Origin of the sequence: Massilia sp. DD77 (assembly GCF_036961685.1) — a bacterium.
Classification (GTDB): domain Bacteria; phylum Pseudomonadota; class Gammaproteobacteria; order Burkholderiales; family Burkholderiaceae_D; genus Telluria.
This window is the reverse complement of the sequence record NZ_JBAMDH010000023.1, coordinates 1-20,566: the sequence shown is the minus strand read 5'-3', so window position 1 is coordinate 20,566 and position 20,566 is coordinate 1. Positions and strand designations below refer to the sequence as shown.

Annotated in this window: 33 protein-coding genes and 1 tRNA gene; 3 read left to right on the top strand and 31 right to left on the bottom strand. The window is 60.9% G+C overall.

Annotated elements, in window-relative coordinates:
• Positions 1 to 52 precede the first annotated feature (52 nt).
• Positions 53 to 1,828, top strand: coding sequence for a serine hydrolase domain-containing protein (locus tag V7778_RS15225; protein ID WP_335556766.1), 1,776 nt, complete (start codon positions 53 to 55; stop codon positions 1,826 to 1,828).
• 68 nt (positions 1,829 to 1,896) lie between these two features.
• Here the strand turns inward: V7778_RS15225 and rplQ are convergent, their stop codons facing one another.
• From rplQ to V7778_RS15080, 29 genes are all read right to left on the bottom strand, one after another.
• On the bottom strand, positions 1,897 to 2,292 hold the full coding sequence (rplQ, locus tag V7778_RS15220) for a 50S ribosomal protein L17 (RefSeq protein ID WP_211519055.1): 396 nt from the start codon (positions 2,290 to 2,292) through the stop codon (positions 1,897 to 1,899).
• A gap of 129 nt (positions 2,293 to 2,421) precedes the next feature.
• Positions 2,422 to 3,399 (bottom strand): DNA-directed RNA polymerase subunit alpha, encoded by a 978-nt coding sequence (locus V7778_RS15215; protein WP_005663401.1) that lies wholly within the window; start codon positions 3,397 to 3,399, stop codon positions 2,422 to 2,424.
• Between the two features lie 282 nt (positions 3,400 to 3,681).
• A complete protein-coding gene (gene rpsD / locus V7778_RS15210) occupies positions 3,682 to 4,305 on the bottom strand; it encodes a 30S ribosomal protein S4 (RefSeq protein WP_335556761.1) in 624 nt (207 codons plus the stop codon).
• A gap of 208 nt (positions 4,306 to 4,513) precedes the next feature.
• Positions 4,514 to 4,918 (bottom strand): 30S ribosomal protein S11, encoded by a 405-nt coding sequence (gene rpsK, locus V7778_RS15205; protein ID WP_005663404.1) that lies wholly within the window; start codon positions 4,916 to 4,918, stop codon positions 4,514 to 4,516.
• A gap of 15 nt (positions 4,919 to 4,933) precedes the next feature.
• A complete protein-coding gene (rpsM, locus tag V7778_RS15200) occupies positions 4,934 to 5,299 on the bottom strand; it encodes a 30S ribosomal protein S13 (protein WP_036208931.1) in 366 nt (121 codons plus the stop codon).
• Positions 5,300 to 5,314: 15 nt separating this feature from the next.
• Positions 5,315 to 5,428, bottom strand: coding sequence for a 50S ribosomal protein L36 (gene rpmJ, locus V7778_RS15195; RefSeq protein ID WP_005663407.1), 114 nt, complete (start codon positions 5,426 to 5,428; stop codon positions 5,315 to 5,317).
• A gap of 37 nt (positions 5,429 to 5,465) precedes the next feature.
• Positions 5,466 to 5,684, bottom strand: a complete 219-nt coding sequence (gene infA, locus V7778_RS15190; RefSeq protein ID WP_005663428.1) for a translation initiation factor IF-1 — start codon at positions 5,682 to 5,684, stop codon at positions 5,466 to 5,468.
• A 20-nt stretch (positions 5,685 to 5,704) separates the two neighbouring features.
• Positions 5,705 to 7,039: a preprotein translocase subunit SecY gene (secY, locus tag V7778_RS15185; RefSeq protein ID WP_335556627.1), complete on the bottom strand. Its 1,335-nt coding sequence runs from the start codon at positions 7,037 to 7,039 to the stop codon at positions 5,705 to 5,707.
• Positions 7,040 to 7,066: 27 nt separating this feature from the next.
• Positions 7,067 to 7,498: a 50S ribosomal protein L15 gene (gene rplO, locus V7778_RS15180; RefSeq protein WP_312550077.1), complete on the bottom strand. Its 432-nt coding sequence runs from the start codon at positions 7,496 to 7,498 to the stop codon at positions 7,067 to 7,069.
• 26 nt (positions 7,499 to 7,524) lie between these two features.
• Positions 7,525 to 7,704: a 50S ribosomal protein L30 gene (gene rpmD / locus V7778_RS15175; RefSeq protein ID WP_036246278.1), complete on the bottom strand. Its 180-nt coding sequence runs from the start codon at positions 7,702 to 7,704 to the stop codon at positions 7,525 to 7,527.
• Between the two features lie 11 nt (positions 7,705 to 7,715).
• Entirely contained in the window at positions 7,716 to 8,234 is a 519-nt protein-coding gene (gene rpsE / locus V7778_RS15170) for a 30S ribosomal protein S5 (RefSeq protein ID WP_036208946.1), read from the bottom strand.
• 12 nt (positions 8,235 to 8,246) lie between these two features.
• Positions 8,247 to 8,609 (bottom strand): 50S ribosomal protein L18, encoded by a 363-nt coding sequence (gene rplR, locus V7778_RS15165; RefSeq protein ID WP_335556618.1) that lies wholly within the window; start codon positions 8,607 to 8,609, stop codon positions 8,247 to 8,249.
• 12 nt (positions 8,610 to 8,621) lie between these two features.
• On the bottom strand, positions 8,622 to 9,155 hold the full coding sequence (gene rplF, locus V7778_RS15160) for a 50S ribosomal protein L6 (RefSeq protein ID WP_335556616.1): 534 nt from the start codon (positions 9,153 to 9,155) through the stop codon (positions 8,622 to 8,624).
• A gap of 9 nt (positions 9,156 to 9,164) precedes the next feature.
• Positions 9,165 to 9,560, bottom strand: a complete 396-nt coding sequence (gene rpsH / locus V7778_RS15155) for a 30S ribosomal protein S8 (protein WP_335556614.1) — start codon at positions 9,558 to 9,560, stop codon at positions 9,165 to 9,167.
• Positions 9,561 to 9,574: 14 nt separating this feature from the next.
• Complete coding sequence (rpsN, locus tag V7778_RS15150; protein ID WP_211519061.1) at positions 9,575 to 9,880, bottom strand: 30S ribosomal protein S14; 306 nt, start codon at positions 9,878 to 9,880, stop codon at positions 9,575 to 9,577.
• A 4-nt stretch (positions 9,881 to 9,884) separates the two neighbouring features.
• Positions 9,885 to 10,424: a 50S ribosomal protein L5 gene (gene rplE / locus V7778_RS15145; RefSeq protein WP_211519062.1), complete on the bottom strand. Its 540-nt coding sequence runs from the start codon at positions 10,422 to 10,424 to the stop codon at positions 9,885 to 9,887.
• A 5-nt stretch (positions 10,425 to 10,429) separates the two neighbouring features.
• Positions 10,430 to 10,744 (bottom strand): 50S ribosomal protein L24, encoded by a 315-nt coding sequence (gene rplX, locus V7778_RS15140; protein ID WP_211519063.1) that lies wholly within the window; start codon positions 10,742 to 10,744, stop codon positions 10,430 to 10,432.
• Between the two features lie 9 nt (positions 10,745 to 10,753).
• Positions 10,754 to 11,122: a 50S ribosomal protein L14 gene (gene rplN, locus V7778_RS15135; RefSeq protein ID WP_005663451.1), complete on the bottom strand. Its 369-nt coding sequence runs from the start codon at positions 11,120 to 11,122 to the stop codon at positions 10,754 to 10,756.
• A gap of 236 nt (positions 11,123 to 11,358) precedes the next feature.
• Complete coding sequence (gene rpsQ, locus V7778_RS15130) at positions 11,359 to 11,631, bottom strand: 30S ribosomal protein S17 (RefSeq protein WP_027867253.1); 273 nt, start codon at positions 11,629 to 11,631, stop codon at positions 11,359 to 11,361.
• On the bottom strand, positions 11,628 to 11,819 hold the full coding sequence (gene rpmC, locus V7778_RS15125) for a 50S ribosomal protein L29 (RefSeq protein WP_211519065.1): 192 nt from the start codon (positions 11,817 to 11,819) through the stop codon (positions 11,628 to 11,630). The genes rpsQ and rpmC overlap by 4 nt, the downstream gene beginning before the upstream one ends.
• A gap of 12 nt (positions 11,820 to 11,831) precedes the next feature.
• Positions 11,832 to 12,251, bottom strand: coding sequence for a 50S ribosomal protein L16 (gene rplP, locus V7778_RS15120; protein ID WP_005663456.1), 420 nt, complete (start codon positions 12,249 to 12,251; stop codon positions 11,832 to 11,834).
• 2 nt (positions 12,252 to 12,253) lie between these two features.
• The gene (rpsC, locus tag V7778_RS15115) at positions 12,254 to 13,081 is read right to left on the bottom strand and encodes a 30S ribosomal protein S3 (RefSeq protein WP_335556598.1); all 828 of its coding nucleotides are present in this window, start codon (positions 13,079 to 13,081) and stop codon (positions 12,254 to 12,256) included.
• An 11-nt stretch (positions 13,082 to 13,092) separates the two neighbouring features.
• Positions 13,093 to 13,425: a 50S ribosomal protein L22 gene (rplV, locus tag V7778_RS15110; RefSeq protein ID WP_174348348.1), complete on the bottom strand. Its 333-nt coding sequence runs from the start codon at positions 13,423 to 13,425 to the stop codon at positions 13,093 to 13,095.
• Positions 13,422 to 13,697, bottom strand: a complete 276-nt coding sequence (rpsS, locus tag V7778_RS15105) for a 30S ribosomal protein S19 (RefSeq protein WP_335556596.1) — start codon at positions 13,695 to 13,697, stop codon at positions 13,422 to 13,424. The genes rplV and rpsS overlap by 4 nt, the downstream gene beginning before the upstream one ends.
• A 10-nt stretch (positions 13,698 to 13,707) precedes the next feature.
• On the bottom strand, positions 13,708 to 14,535 hold the full coding sequence (gene rplB / locus V7778_RS15100) for a 50S ribosomal protein L2 (RefSeq protein ID WP_211519067.1): 828 nt from the start codon (positions 14,533 to 14,535) through the stop codon (positions 13,708 to 13,710).
• Positions 14,535 to 14,852 carry a 50S ribosomal protein L23 gene (gene rplW / locus V7778_RS15095; RefSeq protein ID WP_211519068.1) on the bottom strand — a complete coding sequence of 106 codons (318 nt, stop codon included), beginning with the start codon at positions 14,850 to 14,852 and terminating at the stop codon, positions 14,535 to 14,537. The genes rplB and rplW overlap by 1 nt, the downstream gene beginning before the upstream one ends.
• On the bottom strand, positions 14,849 to 15,469 hold the full coding sequence (gene rplD / locus V7778_RS15090) for a 50S ribosomal protein L4 (RefSeq protein ID WP_211519069.1): 621 nt from the start codon (positions 15,467 to 15,469) through the stop codon (positions 14,849 to 14,851). Before rplD ends, rplW begins: the two co-directional genes overlap by 4 nt.
• A 2-nt stretch (positions 15,470 to 15,471) precedes the next feature.
• A complete protein-coding gene (rplC, locus tag V7778_RS15085; RefSeq protein WP_335556593.1) occupies positions 15,472 to 16,128 on the bottom strand; it encodes a 50S ribosomal protein L3 in 657 nt (218 codons plus the stop codon).
• Positions 16,129 to 16,394: 266 nt separating this feature from the next.
• A tRNA-Val gene (locus tag V7778_RS15080) sits at positions 16,395 to 16,471 on the bottom strand.
• Positions 16,472 to 16,764: 293 nt separating this feature from the next.
• Here V7778_RS15080 and V7778_RS15075 point away from each other — a divergent pair.
• Positions 16,765 to 17,862: a mechanosensitive ion channel family protein gene (locus V7778_RS15075; RefSeq protein ID WP_335556591.1), complete on the top strand. Its 1,098-nt coding sequence runs from the start codon at positions 16,765 to 16,767 to the stop codon at positions 17,860 to 17,862.
• 103 nt (positions 17,863 to 17,965) lie between these two features.
• On the opposite strand, the gene V7778_RS15070 is transcribed toward V7778_RS15075, so the two are convergent.
• Entirely contained in the window at positions 17,966 to 18,163 is a 198-nt protein-coding gene (locus tag V7778_RS15070) for a hypothetical protein (RefSeq protein WP_335556589.1), read from the bottom strand.
• A 233-nt stretch (positions 18,164 to 18,396) separates the two neighbouring features.
• On the opposite strand from V7778_RS15070, the gene V7778_RS15065 reads away from it, so the two are divergent.
• A complete protein-coding gene (locus tag V7778_RS15065; RefSeq protein WP_335556587.1) occupies positions 18,397 to 19,590 on the top strand; it encodes a GGDEF domain-containing protein in 1,194 nt (397 codons plus the stop codon).
• Positions 19,591 to 19,692: 102 nt separating this feature from the next.
• Here V7778_RS15065 and V7778_RS25170 read toward each other — a convergent pair whose 3' ends face one another.
• On the bottom strand, positions 19,693 to 20,076 hold the full coding sequence (locus V7778_RS25170) for a DUF6869 domain-containing protein (RefSeq protein WP_442920728.1): 384 nt from the start codon (positions 20,074 to 20,076) through the stop codon (positions 19,693 to 19,695).
• Positions 20,077 to 20,566: the final 490 nt, after the last annotated feature.

Sequence of the window (20,566 nt, the reverse complement as noted above, 5' to 3'; positions counted from 1 at the left end):
TTCACCTCGGGGTGGCTATCCTTGGGACTGGCCATCTTCCTGGGTGCATACATTGAAAACCCTGTTCGCCCTGCTGGGCATGCTGCTCCTTTCCATGCCGCTGCGCGCCGCGCCGGACCTGGCACCCCAGCTGAGCGCCTTGCTGCGCGAAGAGGGACTCGACGGCGCGGTGTGGACCACGCTCGCCGCCGAAGGCGCCGCCGGCGTCAGCGACGCGCGCAGCGGCGCACCGATGCGGGTGGACCAGCGGGTGCATGTCGGCTCTGTCGCCAAGACCGTGCTGGCAACCGGCATCCTGCGCCTGGTCAGCGAGCGTCGCCTGTCCCTGGATACGCGGGTGTCCAGCCTGCTTCCCGGCCTGGAGTTCGTCAATCCCTGGGAGGCGAGCGATCCGCTGCTCGTACGGCATTTGCTCGATCACAGCGCCGGCCTCGACGACGCCCGCTTCTGGCAGGTCTTCAGCATGGAACGGCGGCCCGACATGCCGCTCGCGGACGCCTTCCCGCGAGGAGCAGGCTTGTTGCGCGTCCGGCACCGGCCAGGAAGCCGCTTCTCGTACTCCAACATGGGCTACACCCTGCTCGGCATGATCGTCGAGACCGTCACGGGGCAGCGCTACGAGCGCTACCTGGACGCCGCACTCCTGAGGCCGCTCGGCATGCATGACAGCAGCTTCGCTTTTGTCTCGCAGGAGCACGACGCGCGGCTGGCCATGGGGCACTTCGAGGACAGCGTCGGGCAGGCGGCGCAACCCGTCGCCCTGCGCCCGGCCGCCCAATTCATCACCACGACGGCGGACATGGGCCGCTTCGCGCGCTTTCTCATGAGCGACGGCAGCCTTGGCGGAAAGCCGTTCATCGCCCCTGCACTGCTGCGCCGGATGGGAGAGCCGGCCGGCACCGACGCCGCGCGCGCGGGATTGCGCGCCGGCTACGGCCTGGGCCTGCGGGCCGAGGACCACCATGGGGTGCTGGCCAAGTGCCACGGGGGCAGCACGGTCGGGTTCCGCGCGAAGCTGTGCCTGTTTCCGGCAACGCGGCAGGCCTTCTTCATGGCCGTCAACACCGATAGCGAAACCGCCGACTACCGGCGCATCGATGCCCTGCTCGTCCGGACACTGGGCCTGGGCGGGGAGGCGCCGGCGCCTGGCCTCACCGGGAGCGTCGACGTCCGGCCCTGGGAAGGTTTCTACATTCCCTCGCCCAGCCGTTTCGAGAGCATGCGTTTCCTCGATACCGTGTTCAACTTTATGCGGGTGTCGGCGCGCGGACCATTGCTGCGGCTCCAGCCTTTCCAGTCCCCGGCGCAGGAACTCAGCCATGTCTCGGACGGCCTGTTCCGCGCTCCCGGCAAGCTGCTGCCATCGCATGCCCTCCTCACCTCGCGCGAGGGCGCGCGCGTGATCACCACCGGGACCCAGAGCTACGAAAAGGTTTCCCTGATGTGGCTGGCGTACGGATGGTGCGGTGTGGCGGCCGGTTTGCTGGGCCTGGCGGCCATCATGGCCCTGGGCCTCGGGCGCATCGCCAGGCGGCGCATGGCGGCCAGGGACCCTCTGCTCCCGCCTTTCGCCGGCGCGCTGGCGCTGCTGCTTCCCCTGCCCTTCTTCTACCGCCAGTCCTTGCTCCAGCTGGGCGACCTGACGCTGGCGAGCGGCTTGCTGGCGGTCGTGACGGCCATGCTACCGCTGGCCATGCTGCTCGGATTGTGGCGGGTATGGCGCAGCGCGAGCGGCCGGCACGCGGAATCGCTGGCGATGCTGGCGGTACTGCACTTGAGCCTGGTCCTGGCGGCGTGGGACCTGCTGCCTCTGCGCCTGTGGTCGTAGCGCTTGACGCGCCGCGTGAGGGCGAAAAAAAACCAGGCCGAAGCCTGGTTTCTTGAAGACCTGGCTGATTACTCAGCGGTCGGTGCTTCTTCAGCGGTGCCCGGTTCCGGACGGTCCAGCAGCTCGACGTAGGCCATCGGTGCGTTGTCGCCAACGCGGAAGCCCATCTTCAGGATGCGCAGGTAGCCGCCGTTGCGGTTGGCGTAGCGCGGGCCCAGTTCAGCGAACAGCTTCTGGACGATTTCGCGGTCGCGCAGGCGAGCGAAAGCCAGGCGCTTGTTTGCCAGGGTGTCGGTCTTGCCCAGGGTCAGGATCGGCTCGACAACGCGGCGCAGTTCCTTTGCCTTCGGCACGGTGGTCTTGATCGCCTCGTGACGCAGCAGCGAAACGGTCATGTTGCGCAGCATTGCCAGACGGTGGGACGAGGTACGGTTCAGTTTACGAAGGCCGTGACGGTGACGCATGGTAAATCCTTTCGAGTGTTTTCAATTCCAGTTCTTCGATCGTTCACGCTTGCGCGTGACCGCGGACCGGTTCGGGGGTTAAAACCGCCCGGACAAAGCGTCCAGGCGGGGTACAGCAAAACGACGGAATTACTTCTCGAGGCCAGCCGGCGGCCAGTTTTCGAGTTTCATGCCCAGGGTCAGGCCGCGCGATGCGAGGACTTCCTTGATTTCGTTGAGCGACTTGCGGCCCAGGTTCGGGGTCTTCAGCAGTTCGTTTTCCGAACGCTGGATCAGGTCGCCGATGTAGTAGATGTTCTCGGCCTTCAGGCAGTTCGCCGAACGGACGGTCAGCTCCAGGTCGTCCACCGGACGCAGCAGGATCGGATCGACCAGCGGAGCACGCGACGGTGCTTCGGCGGCGGCTTCGGTACCTTCCAGGGCGGCGAACACGTTCAGCTGGTCCACCAGGACGCGTGCCGACTGGCGGATCGCTTCTTCCGGGGTGATCACGCCGTTGGTTTCGATGTTGATGATCAGCTTGTCCAGGTCGGTACGCTGCTCGACACGGGCCGATTCGACGGCGTAGGACACGCGGCGCACCGGCGAGAACGAAGCGTCCAGGATGATGCGGCCGATGGTCTTGTTGGTGTCTTCCGACAGGCGGCGCACGTTGCCAGGCACATAGCCGCGGCCCTTCTCGACCTTGATCTGCATGTCCAGCTTGCCGCCGGCGGTCAGGTGAGCGATGACGTGATCCGGGTTGATCAGTTCCACGTCATGCGGCAGGTCGATGTCCGATGCCAGGACGGCGCCTTCGCCTTCCTTCTTCAGGGTCAGGGTGACGGAATCACGGTTGTGCACCTTGAACACGACGCCCTTCAGGTTCAGCAGCAGGTCGACCACGTCTTCCTGCACGCCGTCCAGCGACGAGTACTCGTGCACGACGCCGGCGATCGTCACTTCGGTCGGGGCATAGCCGACCATCGACGACAGCAGGACGCGGCGCAGCGCGTTGCCCAGGGTGTGACCATAGCCACGCTCGAACGGCTCCATCACGACTTTTGCGTGACCGGCGCCCAGTGCTTCGACATCGATGATACGTGGCTTCAACAGACTATTTTGCATGAAATGTCCTTTTCAATACCCTCGGCTCGTTACACCGATAAGGCTGATGGCATTAATGAGAACGCCTGCGGGTGGCAGGCGGTGATACGGATTCGGATTGCGATGGGAATGGTGTAAGTTCAGGACTCGTTGCGGCGCCAACCCTAGGTTGCTGCGGCCGCACCACCACGCCCGTCGTTCCCGCAAAGGCGGGAACCCAAGTTCGTAGCTAAGCCAGCAAACTTGGGTCCCCGCCTTCGCGGGGATGACATTGTGGGCGGCTCGCGCCACCCAAAATGTCAATTAACGCGAGTACAGTTCGACGATCAGCGCTTCGTTGACGTCAGCAGCGATCTCGTTACGTTCCGGGAACGAACGGAAGGTGCCTTCCATCTTCTTGCTGTCGACCGACACCCAGCTCGGCATGCCGACTTGTTCAGCCAGCGACAGGGCTTCCTGGATACGGGTCTGCTTCTTGGCCTTTTCGCGCACAGCGACGACGTCGCCGGTCTTGACCTGGTACGAAGCGATGTTCACGACGTTGCCGTTCACGGTGAAGGCCTTGTGGCTCACCAGCTGACGCGCTTCGGCGCGGGTCGAGCCGAAGCCCATGCGGTAAGCGACGTTGTCGAGACGCGCCTCCAGCAGCTTCAGCAGGGTTTCGCCGGTGTTGCCCTTGCGGCGCGACGCTTCGGCGAAGTAGCGGCGGAACTGGCGTTCCAGGATGCCGTACATGCGCTTGACCTTCTGCTTTTCACGCAGCTGGTTGCCGTAGTCCGAGGTGCGGGCACCCGACTTGACGCCGTGCTGGCCTGGCTTGATGTCCAGTTTGCACTTCGAATCGAGCGAGCGGCGTGCGCTCTTCAGGAACAGGTCAGTGCCTTCACGGCGCGACAGTTTTGCTTTTGGTCCGATATAACGTGCCACGTTAGATACCTTTATGAATAATTGATCACGCCCCAGCGGTGCAGTGCACCCAGGCGCTAGTCCGATCCGCAATCGGCCGGACGTGGCTTAAACAAATCGCCCGCCAAACGAAATGGCAGGCGACAAGAGCCGGGCAGTATACCCTATTTCGGGCAACTGCACCGGCAATCTTTGCAACACAACGGAGCGAGCGCTCCAGCGTGTCGTATTAGATACGACGACGCTTCGGCGGACGGCAGCCGTTGTGCGGAACCGGGGTCACGTCCTGGATCTCGGTGATCTTGATGCCCAGGTTGTTCAGCGCGCGCACAGCCGACTCACGGCCCGGGCCTGGGCCCTTGATACGCACTTCCAGGTTCTTCACGCCCGACTCCTGAGCGACCTTGCCAGCAGCTTCGGCAGCAACCTGCGCTGCGAACGGGGTCGATTTGCGCGAGCCCTTGAAGCCGGCGCCGCCGGAGGTTGCCCACGACAGAGCGTTGCCCTGACGGTCGGTGATCGTGATGATCGTGTTGTTGAAGGACGCGTGCACGTGGGCGATGCCCTCGGCAACGTTCTTCTTGACTTTCTTGCGTACGCGAGCTGCTGCCGCGCTGCTTTGTTGCTTGGCCATGGTCAGGTTCCTAGATTATTTCTTGAGCGATTGTGCGGCCTTGCGCGGACCTTTGCGGGTACGTGCATTGGTACGGGTACGCTGGCCGCGCACTGGCAGACCCTTACGGTGACGCATGCCGCGGTAGCAGCCCAGGTCCATCAGACGCTTGATGTTCATGGACAGTTCGCGGCGCAGGTCGCCTTCCACGACAAACTTCGCAACTTCGTCGCGCAGCTTCTCGAGTTCGTTATCGTCCAGGTCCTTGACCTTTTTGTTGGTCGCGATACCGGTTGCGTCGCAGATCTTCTGCGAACGCGGACGGCCAATACCGTAGATCGCCGTCAGGCCGATAACAGTGTGCTGATGATTTGGGATGTTAACCCCTGCAATACGTGCCATTCGATATTCCTCGTATTAACCTTGACGCTGCTTGTGACGCGGCTCGACGCAGATCACACGGACCACGCCCTTGCGCTTGATGATCTTGCAGTTGCGGCAGATCCGCTTGACTGAAGCGTTAACTTTCATTTTGCACTCTCTTCGGTTCGTTTACTTGATGATTTTTTTACTTGGTGCGGAACACAATGCGGGCCCGGGAAAGGTCGTACGGGGTCAATTCCACCGTTACCTTGTCGCCCGGGAGAATGCGGATGTAATTCATCCGCATTTTACCCGAGATATGCCCCAGCACCACGTGCCCGTTTTCCAGCTTCACGCGAAAGGTCGCGTTCGGGAGATTCTCGAGAATCTCCCCCTGCATTTGGATGACGTCGTCTTTTGCCATTCGCTCTATGCACTCCCCGCTTATCGCGTCGGAATTCCGCCCTTGAAGTTAGCCTTGCGCAGCAGTGAATCGTATTGCTGCGACATGACGTAGTTCTGCACTTGTGCCATGAAGTCCATCGTCACCACCACGATGATCAGGAGCGACGTGCCGCCGAAGTAGAAAGGAACCTTCCACTTGGCAGTCATGAACTCCGGCACCAGGCACACCAGGGTGATATAGACCGCACCGGCCAGGGTCAGGCGCATCAGGATCTTGTCGATGTAGCGGGCAGTCTGCTCGCCCGGACGGATGCCCGGAACGAATGCACCGCTCTTCTTCAAGTTGTCCGCCGTTTCCTTGCTGTTGAATACCAGCGCAGTATAGAAGAAGCAGAAGAACACGATCGCCACCGCATACAGCAACGCGTGGATCGGCTCGCCCGGCGCCATCGACGCTGCGAGATCCTTCAGGAACCCGATAACCGGGCCACTGGAGTCCTTGCCGCGCGTGAACCAGTCGACGATCGTTGCTGGAAACAGGATGATCGACGAAGCGAAGATCGGCGGGATCACGCCTGCCATGTTCAGCTTCAAGGGCAGGTGGCTGGTTTGGCCACCGTAGATCTTGTTGCCGACCTGGCGCTTGGCGTAGTTGACCAGGATCTTGCGCTGACCGCGTTCGACGAACACGACAGCCCAGGTCACGCCAGCCACCAGCAGCACGATCAGGATCGCGGAGAAGCTGCCGATCGAACCATTCGACACCAGGGTGAACAAACCGCCCAGGGCCGACGGCAGACCTGCTGCGATACCGGCGAAGATGATGATCGAGATACCGTTGCCAAGACCGCGTTCGGTGATCTGCTCGCCCAGCCACATGAGGAACATGGTGCCGGTCAGGAGCGTCGTCACCGTGACGAAGCGGAAGCCCATGCCCGGATCGAGCACGAGTCCCGGCTGCGCCTCGAGCGCGACCGCGATGCCGAACGCCTGGAACAGCGCCAGTGCCACCGTGAAGTAACGGGTGTACTGGGTGATCTTGCGGCGGCCGGCTTCACCTTCCTTCTTCAGCGCCTCCAGTTGCGGCGACACGATCGATGCGAGCTGCATGATGATCGAAGCCGAAATGTAGGGCATGATGCCGAGAGCGAACACGGTAAAGCGGGACAGGGAGCCGCCCGAGAACATGTTGAACATGCCCAGGATGCCGCCTTCGTTCTGCTTGAACAGCGACGCAAGCTGCACCGGGTCAATCCCGGGAACCGGGATATGAGCACCGATGCGGTACACGACCAATGCGCCAAGCAAAAACCACAGCCGGCCCCAGGGGAAGCCGGAAGCGGCGCTTTTACCAAGTTGTGAATTAGTCGCCAATTTTTGCTCCGATCAGGCAGGTCGCAATTAAGCGACCGAACCGCCAGCTGCTTCGATCGCCGCTTTCGCGCCGGCGGTCGCCTTCAGGCCCTTGAGGTTCACCGCTTTGGTGATCTCGCCGGACAGGATGACGCGCACGTCGCGTGCCACGACCGGCAGGATGCCTGCCTGCTTCAGCACCAGGATGTCGACATCGCCGACAGCCAGGGCGTTCAGGTCCGACAGACGCACTTCAGCCTTGAACGTAGCGTTCAGCGACTTGAAGCCGCGCTTCGGCAGACGACGCTGCAGAGGCATCTGACCGCCTTCGAAGCCGACTTTGTGGAAGCCGCCCGAACGCGATTTCTGACCCTTGTGACCGCGGCCGGCAGTCTTGCCCAGGCCCGAGCCGATACCGCGGCCAACGCGACGCTTCGCGTGCTTGGCGCCGTCAGCTGGTTGAATGGTATTGAGTTCCATTGATTTCTCCGTACGTAAGCCGCGGCTTACGAAACAACTTTAACGAGGTACGCGACTTTGTTGATCATGCCACGCACGGACGGGGTGTCCTGCAGCTCGGAGACCGAGTTGACACGACGCAGACCCAGGCCGCGCACGGTGGCACGGTGATCCTGACGGGTACCGATCAGGCCCTTGACGAGCTTGACTTTGACAGTGTTTGCCATGTTTGTTCCCCTTAACCCAGGATATCTTCAACCGACTTGCCGCGCTTAGCAGCGATATCGGAAGCAGTGCTCATCTTCGACAGACCGTCGAGGGTAGCGCGAACCAGGTTGTACGGGTTCGACGAACCGGTCGACTTGGCGACCACGTCGGTCACGCCCATCACCTCGAAGATAGCGCGCATTGCGCCACCAGCGATCACGCCGGTACCCGGCTTGGCCGGCGACATCATGACGCGCGAGGCGCCGTGACGACCGGTAACGGTGTGGTGCAGCGTACCGTTCTTGAGGGGCACCTTGATCAGGTTGCGGCGGGCTTCTTCCATCGCTTTTTGCACGCCGACAGGAACTTCCTTCGACTTGCCTTTGCCCATGCCGATGCGGCCATCGCCGTCACCGACAACGGTCAGCGCTGCAAAACCCATGATACGACCACCCTTGACCACTTTGGTCACGCGGTTGATCGCGATCATTTTCTCGCGCATGCCATCATCCGGCTTGTCGCTTGCCATTTTCGCTTGCATTTTTGCCATGACGATTCTTCCTTAGAACTTCAGACCGGCTTCACGCGCGGCTTCCGCCAGCGCCTTCACACGGCCGTGGTAACGGAAACCCGAGCGGTCGAACGCAACTTCGGTGATTCCTGCTTTCAGTGCCTTCTCGGCGACGCGCTTGCCAACCAGGGCGGCAGCGGCAGCGTTGCCGCCTGCACCGCTCTTGCCAGCCAGTTCGGCGCGCACTTCTGCTTCCAGCGTCGAAGCCGACACCAGCACCTTTGCGTCCGGGCTGATCAGGTTCGCATAGATGTGCAGGTTGGTGCGGTGAACCGACAGACGGTTCACGCCCAGCTGGGCGATCTTGATGCGAGTTTGACGTCCGCGACGCAGACGCGATTGTTTCTTGTCCATCGTCAGCTCCGATTATTTCTTCTTGGTTTCTTTAAGCTTCACCACTTCGTCCGCATAACGGACACCCTTGCCCTTGTAAGGCTCAGGCGAGCGGTAAGCGCGCACTTCTGCGGCAACCTGGCCGACCTTTTGACGATCGATACCCTTGATCAGGATCTCGGTCGGGGTCGGGGTGACGGCAGTGACGCCTTCCGGCATCGCGTGCAGCACCGGGTGCGAGAAGCCCAGCGACAGGTTCAGGGCGTTGCCCTGCACAGCTGCCTTGTAGCCCACGCCCACCAGGTTCAGCTTCTTCTCGAAGCCCTTGGTGACGCCGGTAACCATGTTGTTGACCAGGGCGCGCAGGGTACCCGACATGGCGTTCGATTCACGCGAATCGTCCACCACGTCGAAGGTCAGCGTGCCGTTGTTGTTTTCCACTTTGACCAGGCCGTTCAGCGACTGGGTCAGGGTGCCGAGCGGGCCCTTGACGGTGATCGACGACGCGTTGATCGCGACATCGGTACCTGCCGGGACGGCGATTGGCATCTTAGCTACTCGAGACATGTCTACTCCTTAAGCCACGTAGCACAGCACTTCGCCACCGACGCCGGTAGCACGTGCTTTGCGGTCGGTCATCACGCCCTGCGGGGTCGAGACGATTGCCACGCCCAGGCCATTCATGACCGACGGGATTTCATCCTTGCCCTTGTAGACGCGCAGGCCAGGACGGGACACGCGCTCGATGCGCTCGATGACCGGACGGCCGGTGTAATACTTCAAACCGATTTTCAGTTCCGACTTGCCACCTTCGGTGGACACGGCGAAATCTTCGATGTAACCCTCGTCCTTCAGGACGTTGGCAATGGCAACCTTGACTTTCGACGACGGCATTGCGACCGTGGTTTTCTGGACAACTTGTGCGTTGCGAATGCGGGTCAGCATATCGGCGATAGGATCGCTCATACTCATTGCTTATTCTCCTATTACCAGCTGGCTTTGGTGATACCCGGGATTTCGCCTTTCATGGCGAATTCACGGACTTTGGTGCGGGCCAGACCGAATTTACGGAAAGTGCCACGTGGACGGCCGGTGATGGCGCAGCGGTTACGCTGGCGGGTCGGGGCCGAGTTGCGCGGCAGCGCCTGCAGCTTCAGACGTGCTTCGTAACGCTCTTCTTCCGACTTCGACTGGTCGTTGATGATCGCTTTCAGAGCTGCACGCTTTGCGGCGAATTTCTCCACCAGGTCTGCACGCTTCTGTTCGCGGTTAATCAGTGCAAGTTTTGCCATGCTCTTAGTTCCTGAACGGGAATTTGAAGGCGGCGAGCAGCGCTTTGGCTTCTTCGTCGGTCTTAGCGGTCGTGGTGATCGAGATGTTCATGCCACGCAGCGCATCGATCTTGTCGTAATCGATTTCCGGGAAGATGATTTGCTCTTTGACGCCGATGTTGTAGTTGCCGCGGCCATCGAAGGATTTGCCGCTGACACCACGGAAGTCACGCACGCGCGGCAGGGCCACGGTGATGAAACGGTCCAGGAATTCGTACATGCGGGCGCCGCGCAGGGTCACCATCGTACCGATCGGGTAGCCTTCGCGGATCTTGAAACCTGCGATTGCCTTACGCGCTTTGGTGACGACCGGCTTCTGGCCAGCGATCTTGGTCAGGTCGCCGGTTGCGTGCTCGATGATCTTCTTGTCAGCGACAGCTTCCGACAGGCCCATGTTCAGGGTGATCTTGGTCAGGCGCGGCACTTCCATCACCGACTTGTAACCGAATTTCTCGGTCAGCTCGGCGACGACTTTTTCTTTGTAAATTGCTTGGAGACGGGCCATTGTTCTTACCCCTTCACTACTTCGCCGTTCGACTTGAAGACGCGGACTTTCTTGCCATCCACATCTTTGAAGCCAACGCGATCCGCCTTGCCGGTCGCTGCGTTGAACAGCGCGACGTTCGAGACGTGAATCGGCATAGTCTTGTCGACGATACCACCAGTGTTACCGGTCATCGGGTTCGGCTTGGTCGCTTTCTTGGCGACGTTGACACCTTCAACGATGACGTGCTCAGCGTCTACACGCTTCTGAACGACGCCACGCTTGCCCTTGTCTTTCCCGGCCAGAACGATGACTTCGTCGTTTTTACGAATCTTATCCATGTCGACTCCTTACAGAACTTCAGGTGCCAGCGACACGATCTTCATGAACTTCTCGGTACGCAGTTCGCGCGTGACCGGTCCGAAGATACGGGTGCCGATCGGCTCCAGCTTGGCGTTCAGCAGGACAGCGGCATTGCCATCGAACTTGACCAGGGAACCGTCCTGGCGGCGCACACCTTTAGCGGTACGCACAACCACGGCGTTGTAAATTTCGCCCTTCTTGACGCGACCACGCGGCGCAGCCACCTTGACGGTGACCTTGATGATGTCGCCAATGCTCGCATAACGGCGTTTCGAGCCGCCCAACACCTTGATGCACAGAACTTCCTTGGCACCGGTATTGTCGGCCACTTCGAGCCGGCTTTCGGTTTGAATCATAGTATTTTCTTTCCCAACTTAAGCCGTAGAAAACCCCACGGAAAACCGTGGGCCTGCGGTCAGTCTTGGTCCCGTCGGCACGCCCCTGCTGGAGCATGACGTTTGGGTGATTGGACTTTCCAATAACTTTCGCTACACAGGCCGCCGACATCGCGGGGACATACTGCGGCAACACATGAACGAAGCCCGCTAGTATCCCAGATACCAGCGGGCCACGCAAGACAAATTTTTAAGGCTTAGATGACTTGTGCTTGTTGCACAACACGAGTCACGGTCCAGGCCTTCGTCTTCGAGATCGGGCGACCTTCCGTGATCTCGACCGTGTCGCCGGTCTTGACCTGGTTGGTCTCGTCGTGCGCGTGGTACTTGTTCGAGCGCACGATGATCTTGCCATACAGCGGGTGCTTCACGTGACGCTCGATCAGGACGGTCACCGTCTTGTCCATTTTGTCGGACACGACCTTGCCGACCAGCGTACGCTTCAGCGCCGTTTTAGTGGTGTCGTTCATTTGGCTTCCTTCGAGTTCATCACAGTCTTCACACGCGCGATATCGCGACGTACTTTCTTGAGCTGCGCGGTGTTCGCCAGCTGCTGGGTAGCCAGCTGCATGCGCAGGCCGAACTGGGCCTTCAGCAGCTCATTCAGCTCCTTCTGCAGGGCGTCCTGGTCTTTGCCGCGGAGTTCCGATGCTTTCATATTCAACTCCTGTTATTGGCCGACTTGGCGCACCACGAAGGTGGTTGCCAGCGGCAGTTTGGCAGCGGCCAGGCGGAACGCTTCGCGCGCCAGTTCTTCTGCGACGCCGTCCATCTCGTACAGGACTTTGCCTGGCTGGATTTCAGCGACGTAGTACTCCGGGTTACCCTTACCGTTACCCATACGGACTTCAGCCGGCTTGTTCGAAATCGGCTTGTCCGGGAAGATACGGATCCAGATACGGCCGCCACGCTTGATGTGACGGGTCATCGCACGACGTGCCGCTTCGATCTGGCGTGCGGTGATACGGCCGCGGGCAACTGCCTTCAGACCGAATTCGCCGAACGAGACCGCGGTGCCGCGGGTGTGCGAAATGCCGGTGTTACGGCCTTTCTGCTCTTTACGATACTTCCTGCGCGATGGTTGCAGCATTCTTATTCTCCTGCTTTCTCAGCTGGCGCAGCAGCCGGGGTCGCTGCCTTGACGGCAGGACGCGCACGGACGCTAGGCGCAGCGGAGGTTGGGCGGCCGCCGCCAGCCGGGCGCGGGCCGCGCGACGGCTTGCCGTCGTCGCGACGCGGGCCGCGTGGCTTCTTCTCATCCGGCGGGGTGTCGATGACTGGGGCTTCGCCGGTGACCGAACGGTCGCCTTTGTAGACCCAGACCTTGACGCCGATGATGCCGTAGGTGGTCGAGGCTTCGCTGGTGCCGTAGTCGATATCGGCGCGCAGGGTGTGCAGAGGCACACGGCCTTCGCGGTACCATTCGGTACGTGCGATTTCGATGCCGTTCAGACGGCCCGACGACATGATCTTGATGCCGACAGCGCCCAGGCGCATTGCGTTCTGCATCGCGCGCTTCATGGCGCGACGGAACATGATGCGCTTTTCGAGCTGCTGCGAGATCGAATCGGCGATCAGCTGCGAATCGATTTCCGGCTTGCGGATCTCTTCGATATTGACGTGCACAGGCACGCCCATAATCTTCGCCAGCGAAGTCTTCAGGACTTCGATGTCTTCGCCTTTCTTGCCGATCACGACGCCCGGACGCGACGAGTAGATCGTGAAGCGTGCGTTCTTGGCAGGACGCTCGATGACGATACGGCCGACCGAAGCGTTCTTCAGCTTCTTTTTCAGGAAAGCGCGCGCTTCCAGGTCTTCCTTCAGCATCGCGGCGAAGTTGCCGTTGCCAGCGTACCAGCGCGATGCCCAGTTACGGGTGACCGCCAGGCGGAAGCCGGTTGGGTGGATTTTCTGACCCATCGTATGACCCCTTAGTTACCGACAGTCACGTAGATGTGACAGGATTGTTTCGAAATGCGATCGCCGCGGCCCTTCGCACGTGCGGTGAAGCGCTTCAGGATCGGGCCCTTTTCGACGTAGATCTGGGTGACCTTCAGCTCGTCGATGTCCGCGCCATCGTTGTGCTCGGCGTTGGCGATTGCCGACTCGAGCACCTTCTTGATGATGGTCGCGCCCTTCTTCGGGCTGAACTGCAGAATGTTGAGTGCTGCGTCAACTTTCTTGCCACGGATCAGGTCAGCAACCAGGCGGCCCTTCTGTTCCGACAGGCGCACGCCTTTGAGGATAGCTTTAGTTTCCATTATTTTTTCGCCTTCTTGTCAGCGGCGTGGCCCTTGAACGTACGGGTCAGCGCGAATTCGCCGAGCTTGTGGCCGACCATGTTCTCCGAGACGTACACCGGCACGTGCAGCTTGCCGTTGTGGACAGCGATCGTCAGACCGATGAAGTCAGGAGAGATCGTCGAGCGGCGCGACCAGGTTTTGACTGGCTTCTTGTCTTTGGTCGCTTGCGCGGCTTCGACTTTTTTCACCAGGTGGGCGTCAATGAACGGCCCTTTTTTCAATGAACGAGTCATGTTTTATCCCTTATTTCTTGCCGCGGCGCGAGACGATCATCGACGAAGTGCGCTTGTTCGAACGCGTCTTCTTGCCCTTGGTCTGCTGGCCCCATGGGGACACCGGATGGCGACCTGCTGCCGTACGGCCTTCACCACCACCGTGCGGGTGGTCGATCGGGTTCATGACGACACCACGGACGGTCGGACGCACACCGCGCCAACGCATCGCACCGGCTTTACCGATCTTGCGCAGGCTGTGCTCGGCATTGCCGACTTCACCCACGGTGGCGCGGCACTCGATGTGCACGCGGCGCACTTCGCCCGAACGCAGGCGAACCTGGGCGTAGGTGCCTTCACGGGCCATCAGGACCACAGCGGCGCCGGCGGTGCGGGCCATCTGTGCGCCTTTACCCGGCAGCATTTCGACGCAGTTCATCACGGTACCAACCGGGATGTTGCGGATCGGCAGGCAGTTACCGGCCTTGATCGGCGCTTCCGAGCCGTTCATGACGGTGTCGCCCACAGCCATGCCTTTGGTGGCGATGATGTACGCACGGTGACCGTCGGCGTAGCACAGCAGAGCGATGTGCGCGGTACGGTTCGGGTCGTATTCGATACGCTCGACCTTGGCAGGAATGCCGTCCTTGTTGCGCTTGAAGTCAACCAGGCGGTAGTGCTGCTTGTGGCCACCGCCGATGTGGCGGGTGGTGATGTGACCGTTGTTGTTACGGCCGGCGGTCTTCGATTTCTTTTCAACCAGGGCTGCGAACGGACGGCCTTTGTACAGGCCTTCGGTCACAACTTTCACCATGCCGCGACGGCCTGGGGAGGTTGGCTTCATCTTAACGAGTGCCATTATTTAGCCTCCTCGACAAAATTGATTTCCTGGCCTGGCTTCAGGCACACGAAAGCGCGCTTGGTGTGGTTGCGGCGACCGTTGAAACGGCCCGAGCGCTTCTGCTTGCCTTCGCGGTTCACGGTTTGCACCGATTCCACTTCGACCTTGAACAGCAGCTCGACGGCAGCCTTGATTTCTGGCTTGGTCGCGTCCGGCAGAACCTTGAACACGATCTGCTCGTTCTTTTCCGCGACGAAGGTCGCTTTTTCGGAAATGATCGGAGCCAGCAGCACCTTCATCAGGCGCTCTTCGCTAAATTTGATTGCGGCGCTCATGCGTACATCTCCTCGATCTTGGCCAGAGCAGCTTTGGTGACCAGGACTTTCTTGTAGAACACCAGCGACATCGGGTCAGCCGCCTTCGGCTCGACGACCAGCACGTTCGGCAGGTTGCGCGAGGCGAGCAGCAGGTTTTCGTCGATGGTGTCGGTGATCACGAGGACCGATTCCAGGCCCATGCCCTGCAGCTTTTGCGACAGCAGCTTGGTTTTCGGAGCTTCGATCGACAGGTTCTCAACCACGTTCAGGCGGCCTTCGCGGGCCAGCTGCGAGAAGATCGAGCAGATACCTGCACGGAACATCTTCTTGTTGACCTTGTGCGAGAAGTTCTCGTCCGGGGTGTTCGGGAAGATACGACCACCGCCGCGCCACAGAGGCGACGACGACATACCAGCACGAGCGCGGCCGGTGCCCTTTTGGCGCCATGGCTTCTTCGTGGTGTGGCTGACTTCTTCGCGGTCTTTCTGCTTGCGGTTGCCGCTACGTGCGTTGGCGGCGTAAGCGACCACGATCTGGTGAATCAGGGCTTCGTTGTATTCACGGCCGAACACGGTGTCGGCAGCTGCAACGCCTGCGCCAGCTTGACCTTGCTCATTCAGGAGCTGAAGTTCCATATTTAAGCTCCTTTCTTGGCTTTGGTTTTGATCGCCGGCTTGACAACCACTTGGCCATTCTTGGCGCCAGGAACGGCACCTTTGACCATCAGCAGTTGACGCTCAGCGTCGATGCGGGCGATTTCCAGGTTCTGGGTGGTGACGGTAACGTCGCCCATGTGACCGGTCATGCGCTTGCCTGGGAACACGCGGCCCGGATCCTGCGCCATACCGATGGAGCCAGGAACGTTGTGCGAACGCGAGTTACCGTGGGTCTGGCGACCCGAGGCGAAGTTGTGACGCTTGATGGTACCGGCGTAGCCCTTACCGATCGAGGTGCCTTGCACGTCGATTTTCTGGCCCACTTCGAACATCGAAGCGTTGATGGTGTCGCCGGCTTTGAGTTCGGCGGCTTTGGTGGAATCGATGCGGAATTCCTTCAGCATCGTACCGGCTTCGACGCCAGCTTTGGCGTAGTGACCGGCGGCGGCCTTGTTCACGCGGGAAGCGCGACGCTGACCGAAGACGACCTGAACAGCGGTATAACCGTCAGTTTCAGGAGTTTTGACTTGCGCAACACGGTTGTTCGACACGTCCAGGACGGTGACAGGGATCGAATCGCCGTCATCCGTAAAGATACGCATCATGCCAACCTTGCGACCGAGAAGGCCCAGGCTCATTTTTTCTCCATTCCCACCTACGATTGGGCGGGGGTAGTTGAACTACTAAAAAATATGGGTCAAAAAAGATAGACCCATACCGAAGCCGGCTAGTATAGCGTGCAAACGACAACGGCGCAACAGAAGAATCAGGCGAGTAGCCGGGTCTGTTGCGTTTTTCGCATAGTGGAGAGAGCGAGGAATCCGGACCTTGCTGGCCCGGCACAGAAGAGACACACCGCTGCGTCTTTTCTCTGCAAGTTTCGAGAACTTGCGATATGGAAGTCTGGTGGGCGGTGCAGGATTCGAACCTGCGACCCCTTGGATGTCGACCAAGTATTCTAACCAGCTGAACTAACCGCCCGGGGAGCCGCATTATACGAAGCTTGCTTGAAGTTTTGCAATAGCTTTTTTCATGCTGCGGCAATTTTTCGACATCCGCCCTTCCGCCTCCACCGCACGGCGCAATCGTGACGCGGGTTGTCGATGCCGATTTACAATGCTATTGTACAAATGCACTTAGAGGCGGACACCCGGCCGGCCCGTTCGCATGCGGCCTGGCCGGCGCTGGGCCGGCTCCCCGTCTTTCCCCTTTCGCCTGGCGGCCGGGCGCTCCCACCCTCGCCTGCAATGCGCCACTGACCTGAAGAGAGCATCATGAACCACATCATCCTCGGCAATCCCGTGACCGACTGGCTGATCGCCTTGCTTGCCGCCGTCGCCGTGGCGGCGGGCCTGGACGCCGTCAAGTCCATCCTGGTGCGCCGCATCCGCAGCCGGACCGCCGAACGGGCCTCGCGCCCGCGCGGCGTGCTGGTGGCGGCGCTGTCCTCGACCCGGTTGTTGGTGCTGGCCATCCTCGGCCTGTACGCCGGCGCCAGCCTGCTGACGCTGCCGGACAAGGCCCAGCTCTTCATCAGCCGCGCCGCCATCGCCGCCATCCTGGTCCAATGCGCGATCTGGGGCGACCATGGCCTGCGCAGCTGGCTGGCCTCCACCCGCGCCCAGCAGGCGGACGATCCGGGCCGCGCCACCTCGTCCGCCGCGATCGGCTTCCTGCTGCGCGTGTTGCTGTGGGCGGTGGTGGTGCTGATGATCCTCGATAACCTCGGGGTCGACATCACGACCCTGGTGGCGAGCCTGGGGATCGGCGGCATCGCGGTGGCGCTGGCGATGCAAAGCATCCTGGGCGATTTGTTCGCATCGCTGTCGATCGTGCTCGACAAGCCCTTCGTGACCGGCGACTTCATCATCGTCGACAACGCCATGGGCACGGTGGAGCACGTGGGCCTGAAGACCACGCGCGTGCGCAGCCTGGGCGGCGAGCAGATCGTGTTCTCGAACGCCGCCCTGCTCAAGAGCCGCATCCACAACCTGCGCCGGATGGAAGCGCGGCGCGTGGTGTTCGGGCTGGAGGTGAGCCACGAGACGCCCGAGCCTACCCTGCGCGCCCTGCCCGGCCTGATCGAAGCCATTGTCGCGGGGCAGCCGCAGGTACGCTTCGACCGCGCCCACTTCAAGGGCATGGCGGCGCCGGCATTCAGTTATGAGGTGGTGTACTTCGTCGATACCGCCGACTACCGGGTGTTCATGGATGTGCAGCAGGAGATTTACTTGCGCATCGTGGCGATGCTGGCCGAGCAGGGAGTCAGGCTGGCGCTGCCGGCGCAGACGGTGCACCTGGCGCGCGTGCCGGCCGCGCCGCAGGCGGCCGTGCCGCAGCCCCTGCCGCACCTGGAGAAAGCCGCGGCCTGAGCGGCCGGACACCGCGCTCCATCGGCCTGGGCCCGCCTTGCCTGCCCAGGCCATTCGGCCAACCGGCCGCCGGCTTGCGCCGGTGCGCCGGTCTTCGTGCGCCTCAGGCCAGCGCTTCCTTGGCCGCTTCTTCCGGCGTCAACCCGTCGTAGAACTGGTCGGTAAACCATTCGACCTGCTCTTCGATATGCTCCTGCGCCTGCTGCACGGTGGCGCCGCCGGCAACCAGGAACTTCTCGACTTCGATGCACCAGTGGATGAATGCCAGGGTTTCCTCGTCAAGTTCTTCTTTCTTCGCCATGTCGTTTCCTTTCCTTGTTGCGCCTGGCGAATCGGTCGATCAGCCTTGTTGCCAATTCTATCGTAGCGGGCCTGGGCGGGCGCCGTCGCCCGCGCGCCACGCATTGGCCCGGCGCGCACGATAGCTCGTTTCTGAATGGCAATTTTAATATGGTCTTGAGTTAGAATGGTGCGGCCGATACTGGCCCGCTTCCAGATTTGCCGCGTAGTCGGCTTCAACTGCCGAAAGTTCCTGTGCCGTCTTCACACCTGTCACCACTTCGCCTGACCATCGATCGCCGGCGCGCCGAGTTTGCGGATCCAGAGTTCGAAGACCGCTTCGTCCGCCACTTCCTGCCGGAACGGAATGCCCAGCTGAAGGCCAGCCTGCTGTTTTCGGCGTTCTTCTATATCGTCTTCGGCGTCACCGACCTCACCACCCTGGGCCTGACGGCCACCGCATGGGTCATGGTCGCGCTGCGCGTGGTCGTCGGCATCGGCGCGCTGGCCGGTTATATCGCCGTTACCCGCAATCCGGACTCGGTGCGCGTCTCGATCCGGACCACCTGCGCTGTCCTGGTGCTGGGCCTGGCCGTCTTCCCCGTGCTGTGCTGGTACCAGCCCAGTGCGATGGCCTGGAACCTCATGTCGTTCGCGCTGATCCTGATGGCGGTCTACGTCAACTTCCCGAACCGCTTCATGTATGCGGTGGCGATCGGCGTGGGCGCCAGCGTGGAATTCGCGGCGATGCTGGTGATCCAGGACCTGCTGCTGCCGGAAGACCTGCTGGCGCTGGTGCTGATGCTCATCCTCGGCAATGCCCTCGGCTATATCGCGGCCAGCCGTTTCAACCTGGCCCAGCGCGAGCAATTCCGTTCCTCCATGCTGTTGCAGCAGCTGGCCGACCGCGACCCCCTGACCGGCTGCTACAACCGCCGCGTCCTGCAAAGCGGCCTGCTGGACGCCGAGCTGGCGCGTTCGCGCCGCTATGGCACCGCCCTGTCGGTGATCATGTGCGACATCGACCATTTCAAGCGCATCAACGACAGCTACGGCCATGCGGCCGGCGACCAGGTGCTGAGCGGGTTTGCCGGCCTGCTGCAGTCGATGGCGCGCGAGACGGACGACAGCGTCATCCGCTACGGCGGCGAGGAATTCCTGGTGGTGCTGCCGCAGGCCGAGCTGGCCGAAGCGCAATCGCTGGCCGAACGCATCCGCCACGCCTTCGCCAACACGCCCACGCCGATCGGCGGCGGCGCTTACGTATCGGCCACCGCAAGCTTCGGCATCGCCTGCGTGCCCACGCTGCATGACACCATGCCGGACAAGTTCGACGCCCTGATCGAAACCGCCGATATTCAACTGTATGCGGTCAAGCGCGAGGGGCGCAATGGCGTGCGCGGGGCCGTGGTGGGGGCCTCGGTCGAGGTGGAGCAAGCAGGCGCCTGACGGCAAGTGTGGTGTGACTCGGACCATCAGTGCGCATGGTATGCGGCTATCGCTTGGCGATGTTATACCGGCGTCTGTTCTCGACCCAAAGCGGACGGTCGCTCAACAAATTTGTACAGCCTGCACGCGCTTCCAAATCGAGTCAGGCATTGCAGACTGCCACACGCCTCCAAGTACTCTGGCGAAACGAGTATTCGACCGAGCACATCGCTCGATCCGATCGATGAAGGCCGGGCCGTGTAGGTCTAACAAATCTTCTAGAGGCCCCGCAGCCAAGGTGCCTAAATACCGCTCCATTCTTGGCTGATCAATGGCCTCGATAATTGCGTTCCAAGCCAATTCAGGGTCGTGCTCAACGACCCAGTTGAACTCAAACCAACCAGTAAGGTCATCGCTCTTCGTTTCATCTCGGTCCTCAGAGGAGACCCATTCGGCCCACCGATGCCACTCGTCAAGTAGTTCTTTCAATGGCAGTGGTCCACTCATCGCAAGCCTTTCAAAAACCAGTTAGACAATACGCAGCGGCTCGACTGACCGCTTGTGGCCGAAGGCGGCCGTTGAGCTCAGCATAGCAGGTCGCCAAGTGTGAAAGATCGCAGACTTTCACGAAGGACCGGATCCGACCCTTAGCTGACGTCTATGCTCCTTAACGGATGTCAGTCCCCGCTCGTTAGGATCGGCTTGCTTGACTGCGAAATTAGACTCGGTAAGAAACGAGCGACACTCTTCTGCTATCTCCTTGGAACTAGCGTCTCGTATCGTGTAATGCGCCCATTTCCTCATGTCAGGATATCTTGTCCCAGATTGCGCTTGCTTGACCCGGTCAATATGTTCAGAGAACAAGAAATCCTTCTTCGCCTGATACCTCAATGCTGAATCTGGATCTGCCCTTGCGCAGGCTAGTGCAAGCTCTTCTACATACGCCACTGATGCCTCTACAGGCCAAGGGCTAGCTTCCGCAACTGTGCTAAACCCC

Excerpts from the sequence above, each read along its gene's own strand:
- rplQ (WP_211519055.1), bottom strand. The coding sequence starts at position 2,292 with ATGCGTCACCGTCACGGCCTTCGTAAACTGAACCGTACCTCGTCCCAC.
- V7778_RS15215 (WP_005663401.1), bottom strand. The coding sequence starts at position 3,399 with ATGCAAAATAGTCTGTTGAAGCCACGTATCATCGATGTCGAAGCACTG.
- rpsK (WP_005663404.1), bottom strand. The coding sequence starts at position 4,918 with ATGGCCAAGCAACAAAGCAGCGCGGCAGCAGCTCGCGTACGCAAGAAA.
- rpsM (WP_036208931.1), bottom strand. The coding sequence starts at position 5,299 with ATGGCACGTATTGCAGGGGTTAACATCCCAAATCATCAGCACACTGTT.
- rpmJ (WP_005663407.1), bottom strand. The coding sequence starts at position 5,428 with ATGAAAGTTAACGCTTCAGTCAAGCGGATCTGCCGCAACTGCAAGATC.
- infA (WP_005663428.1), bottom strand. The coding sequence starts at position 5,684 with ATGGCAAAAGACGACGTCATCCAAATGCAGGGGGAGATTCTCGAGAAT.
- rplO (WP_312550077.1), bottom strand. The coding sequence starts at position 7,498 with ATGGAACTCAATACCATTCAACCAGCTGACGGCGCCAAGCACGCGAAG.
- rpmD (WP_036246278.1), bottom strand. The coding sequence starts at position 7,704 with ATGGCAAACACTGTCAAAGTCAAGCTCGTCAAGGGCCTGATCGGTACC.
- rpsE (WP_036208946.1), bottom strand. The coding sequence starts at position 8,234 with ATGGCAAAAATGCAAGCGAAAATGGCAAGCGACAAGCCGGATGATGGC.
- rplR (WP_335556618.1), bottom strand. The coding sequence starts at position 8,609 with ATGGACAAGAAACAATCGCGTCTGCGTCGCGGACGTCAAACTCGCATC.
- rplF (WP_335556616.1), bottom strand. The coding sequence starts at position 9,155 with ATGTCTCGAGTAGCTAAGATGCCAATCGCCGTCCCGGCAGGTACCGAT.
- rpsH (WP_335556614.1), bottom strand. The coding sequence starts at position 9,560 with ATGAGTATGAGCGATCCTATCGCCGATATGCTGACCCGCATTCGCAAC.
- rpsN (WP_211519061.1), bottom strand. The coding sequence starts at position 9,880 with ATGGCAAAACTTGCACTGATTAACCGCGAACAGAAGCGTGCAGACCTG.
- rplE (WP_211519062.1), bottom strand. The coding sequence starts at position 10,424 with ATGGCCCGTCTCCAAGCAATTTACAAAGAAAAAGTCGTCGCCGAGCTG.
- rplX (WP_211519063.1), bottom strand. The coding sequence starts at position 10,744 with ATGGATAAGATTCGTAAAAACGACGAAGTCATCGTTCTGGCCGGGAAA.
- rplN (WP_005663451.1), bottom strand. The coding sequence starts at position 11,122 with ATGATTCAAACCGAAAGCCGGCTCGAAGTGGCCGACAATACCGGTGCC.
- rpsQ (WP_027867253.1), bottom strand. The coding sequence starts at position 11,631 with ATGAACGACACCACTAAAACGGCGCTGAAGCGTACGCTGGTCGGCAAG.
- rpmC (WP_211519065.1), bottom strand. The coding sequence starts at position 11,819 with ATGAAAGCATCGGAACTCCGCGGCAAAGACCAGGACGCCCTGCAGAAG.
- rplP (WP_005663456.1), bottom strand. The coding sequence starts at position 12,251 with ATGCTGCAACCATCGCGCAGGAAGTATCGTAAAGAGCAGAAAGGCCGT.
- rpsC (WP_335556598.1), bottom strand. The coding sequence starts at position 13,081 with ATGGGTCAGAAAATCCACCCAACCGGCTTCCGCCTGGCGGTCACCCGT.
- rpsS (WP_335556596.1), bottom strand. The coding sequence starts at position 13,697 with ATGACTCGTTCATTGAAAAAAGGGCCGTTCATTGACGCCCACCTGGTG.
- rplB (WP_211519067.1), bottom strand. The coding sequence starts at position 14,535 with ATGGCACTCGTTAAGATGAAGCCAACCTCCCCAGGCCGTCGCGGCATG.
- rplW (WP_211519068.1), bottom strand. The coding sequence starts at position 14,852 with ATGAGCGCCGCAATCAAATTTAGCGAAGAGCGCCTGATGAAGGTGCTG.
- rplD (WP_211519069.1), bottom strand. The coding sequence starts at position 15,469 with ATGGAACTTCAGCTCCTGAATGAGCAAGGTCAAGCTGGCGCAGGCGTT.
- rplC (WP_335556593.1), bottom strand. The coding sequence starts at position 16,128 with ATGAGCCTGGGCCTTCTCGGTCGCAAGGTTGGCATGATGCGTATCTTT.
- V7778_RS15075 (WP_335556591.1), top strand. The coding sequence starts at position 16,765 with ATGAACCACATCATCCTCGGCAATCCCGTGACCGACTGGCTGATCGCC.
- V7778_RS15070 (WP_335556589.1), bottom strand. The coding sequence starts at position 18,163 with ATGGCGAAGAAAGAAGAACTTGACGAGGAAACCCTGGCATTCATCCAC.
- V7778_RS25170 (WP_442920728.1), bottom strand. The coding sequence starts at position 20,076 with ATGAGTGGACCACTGCCATTGAAAGAACTACTTGACGAGTGGCATCGG.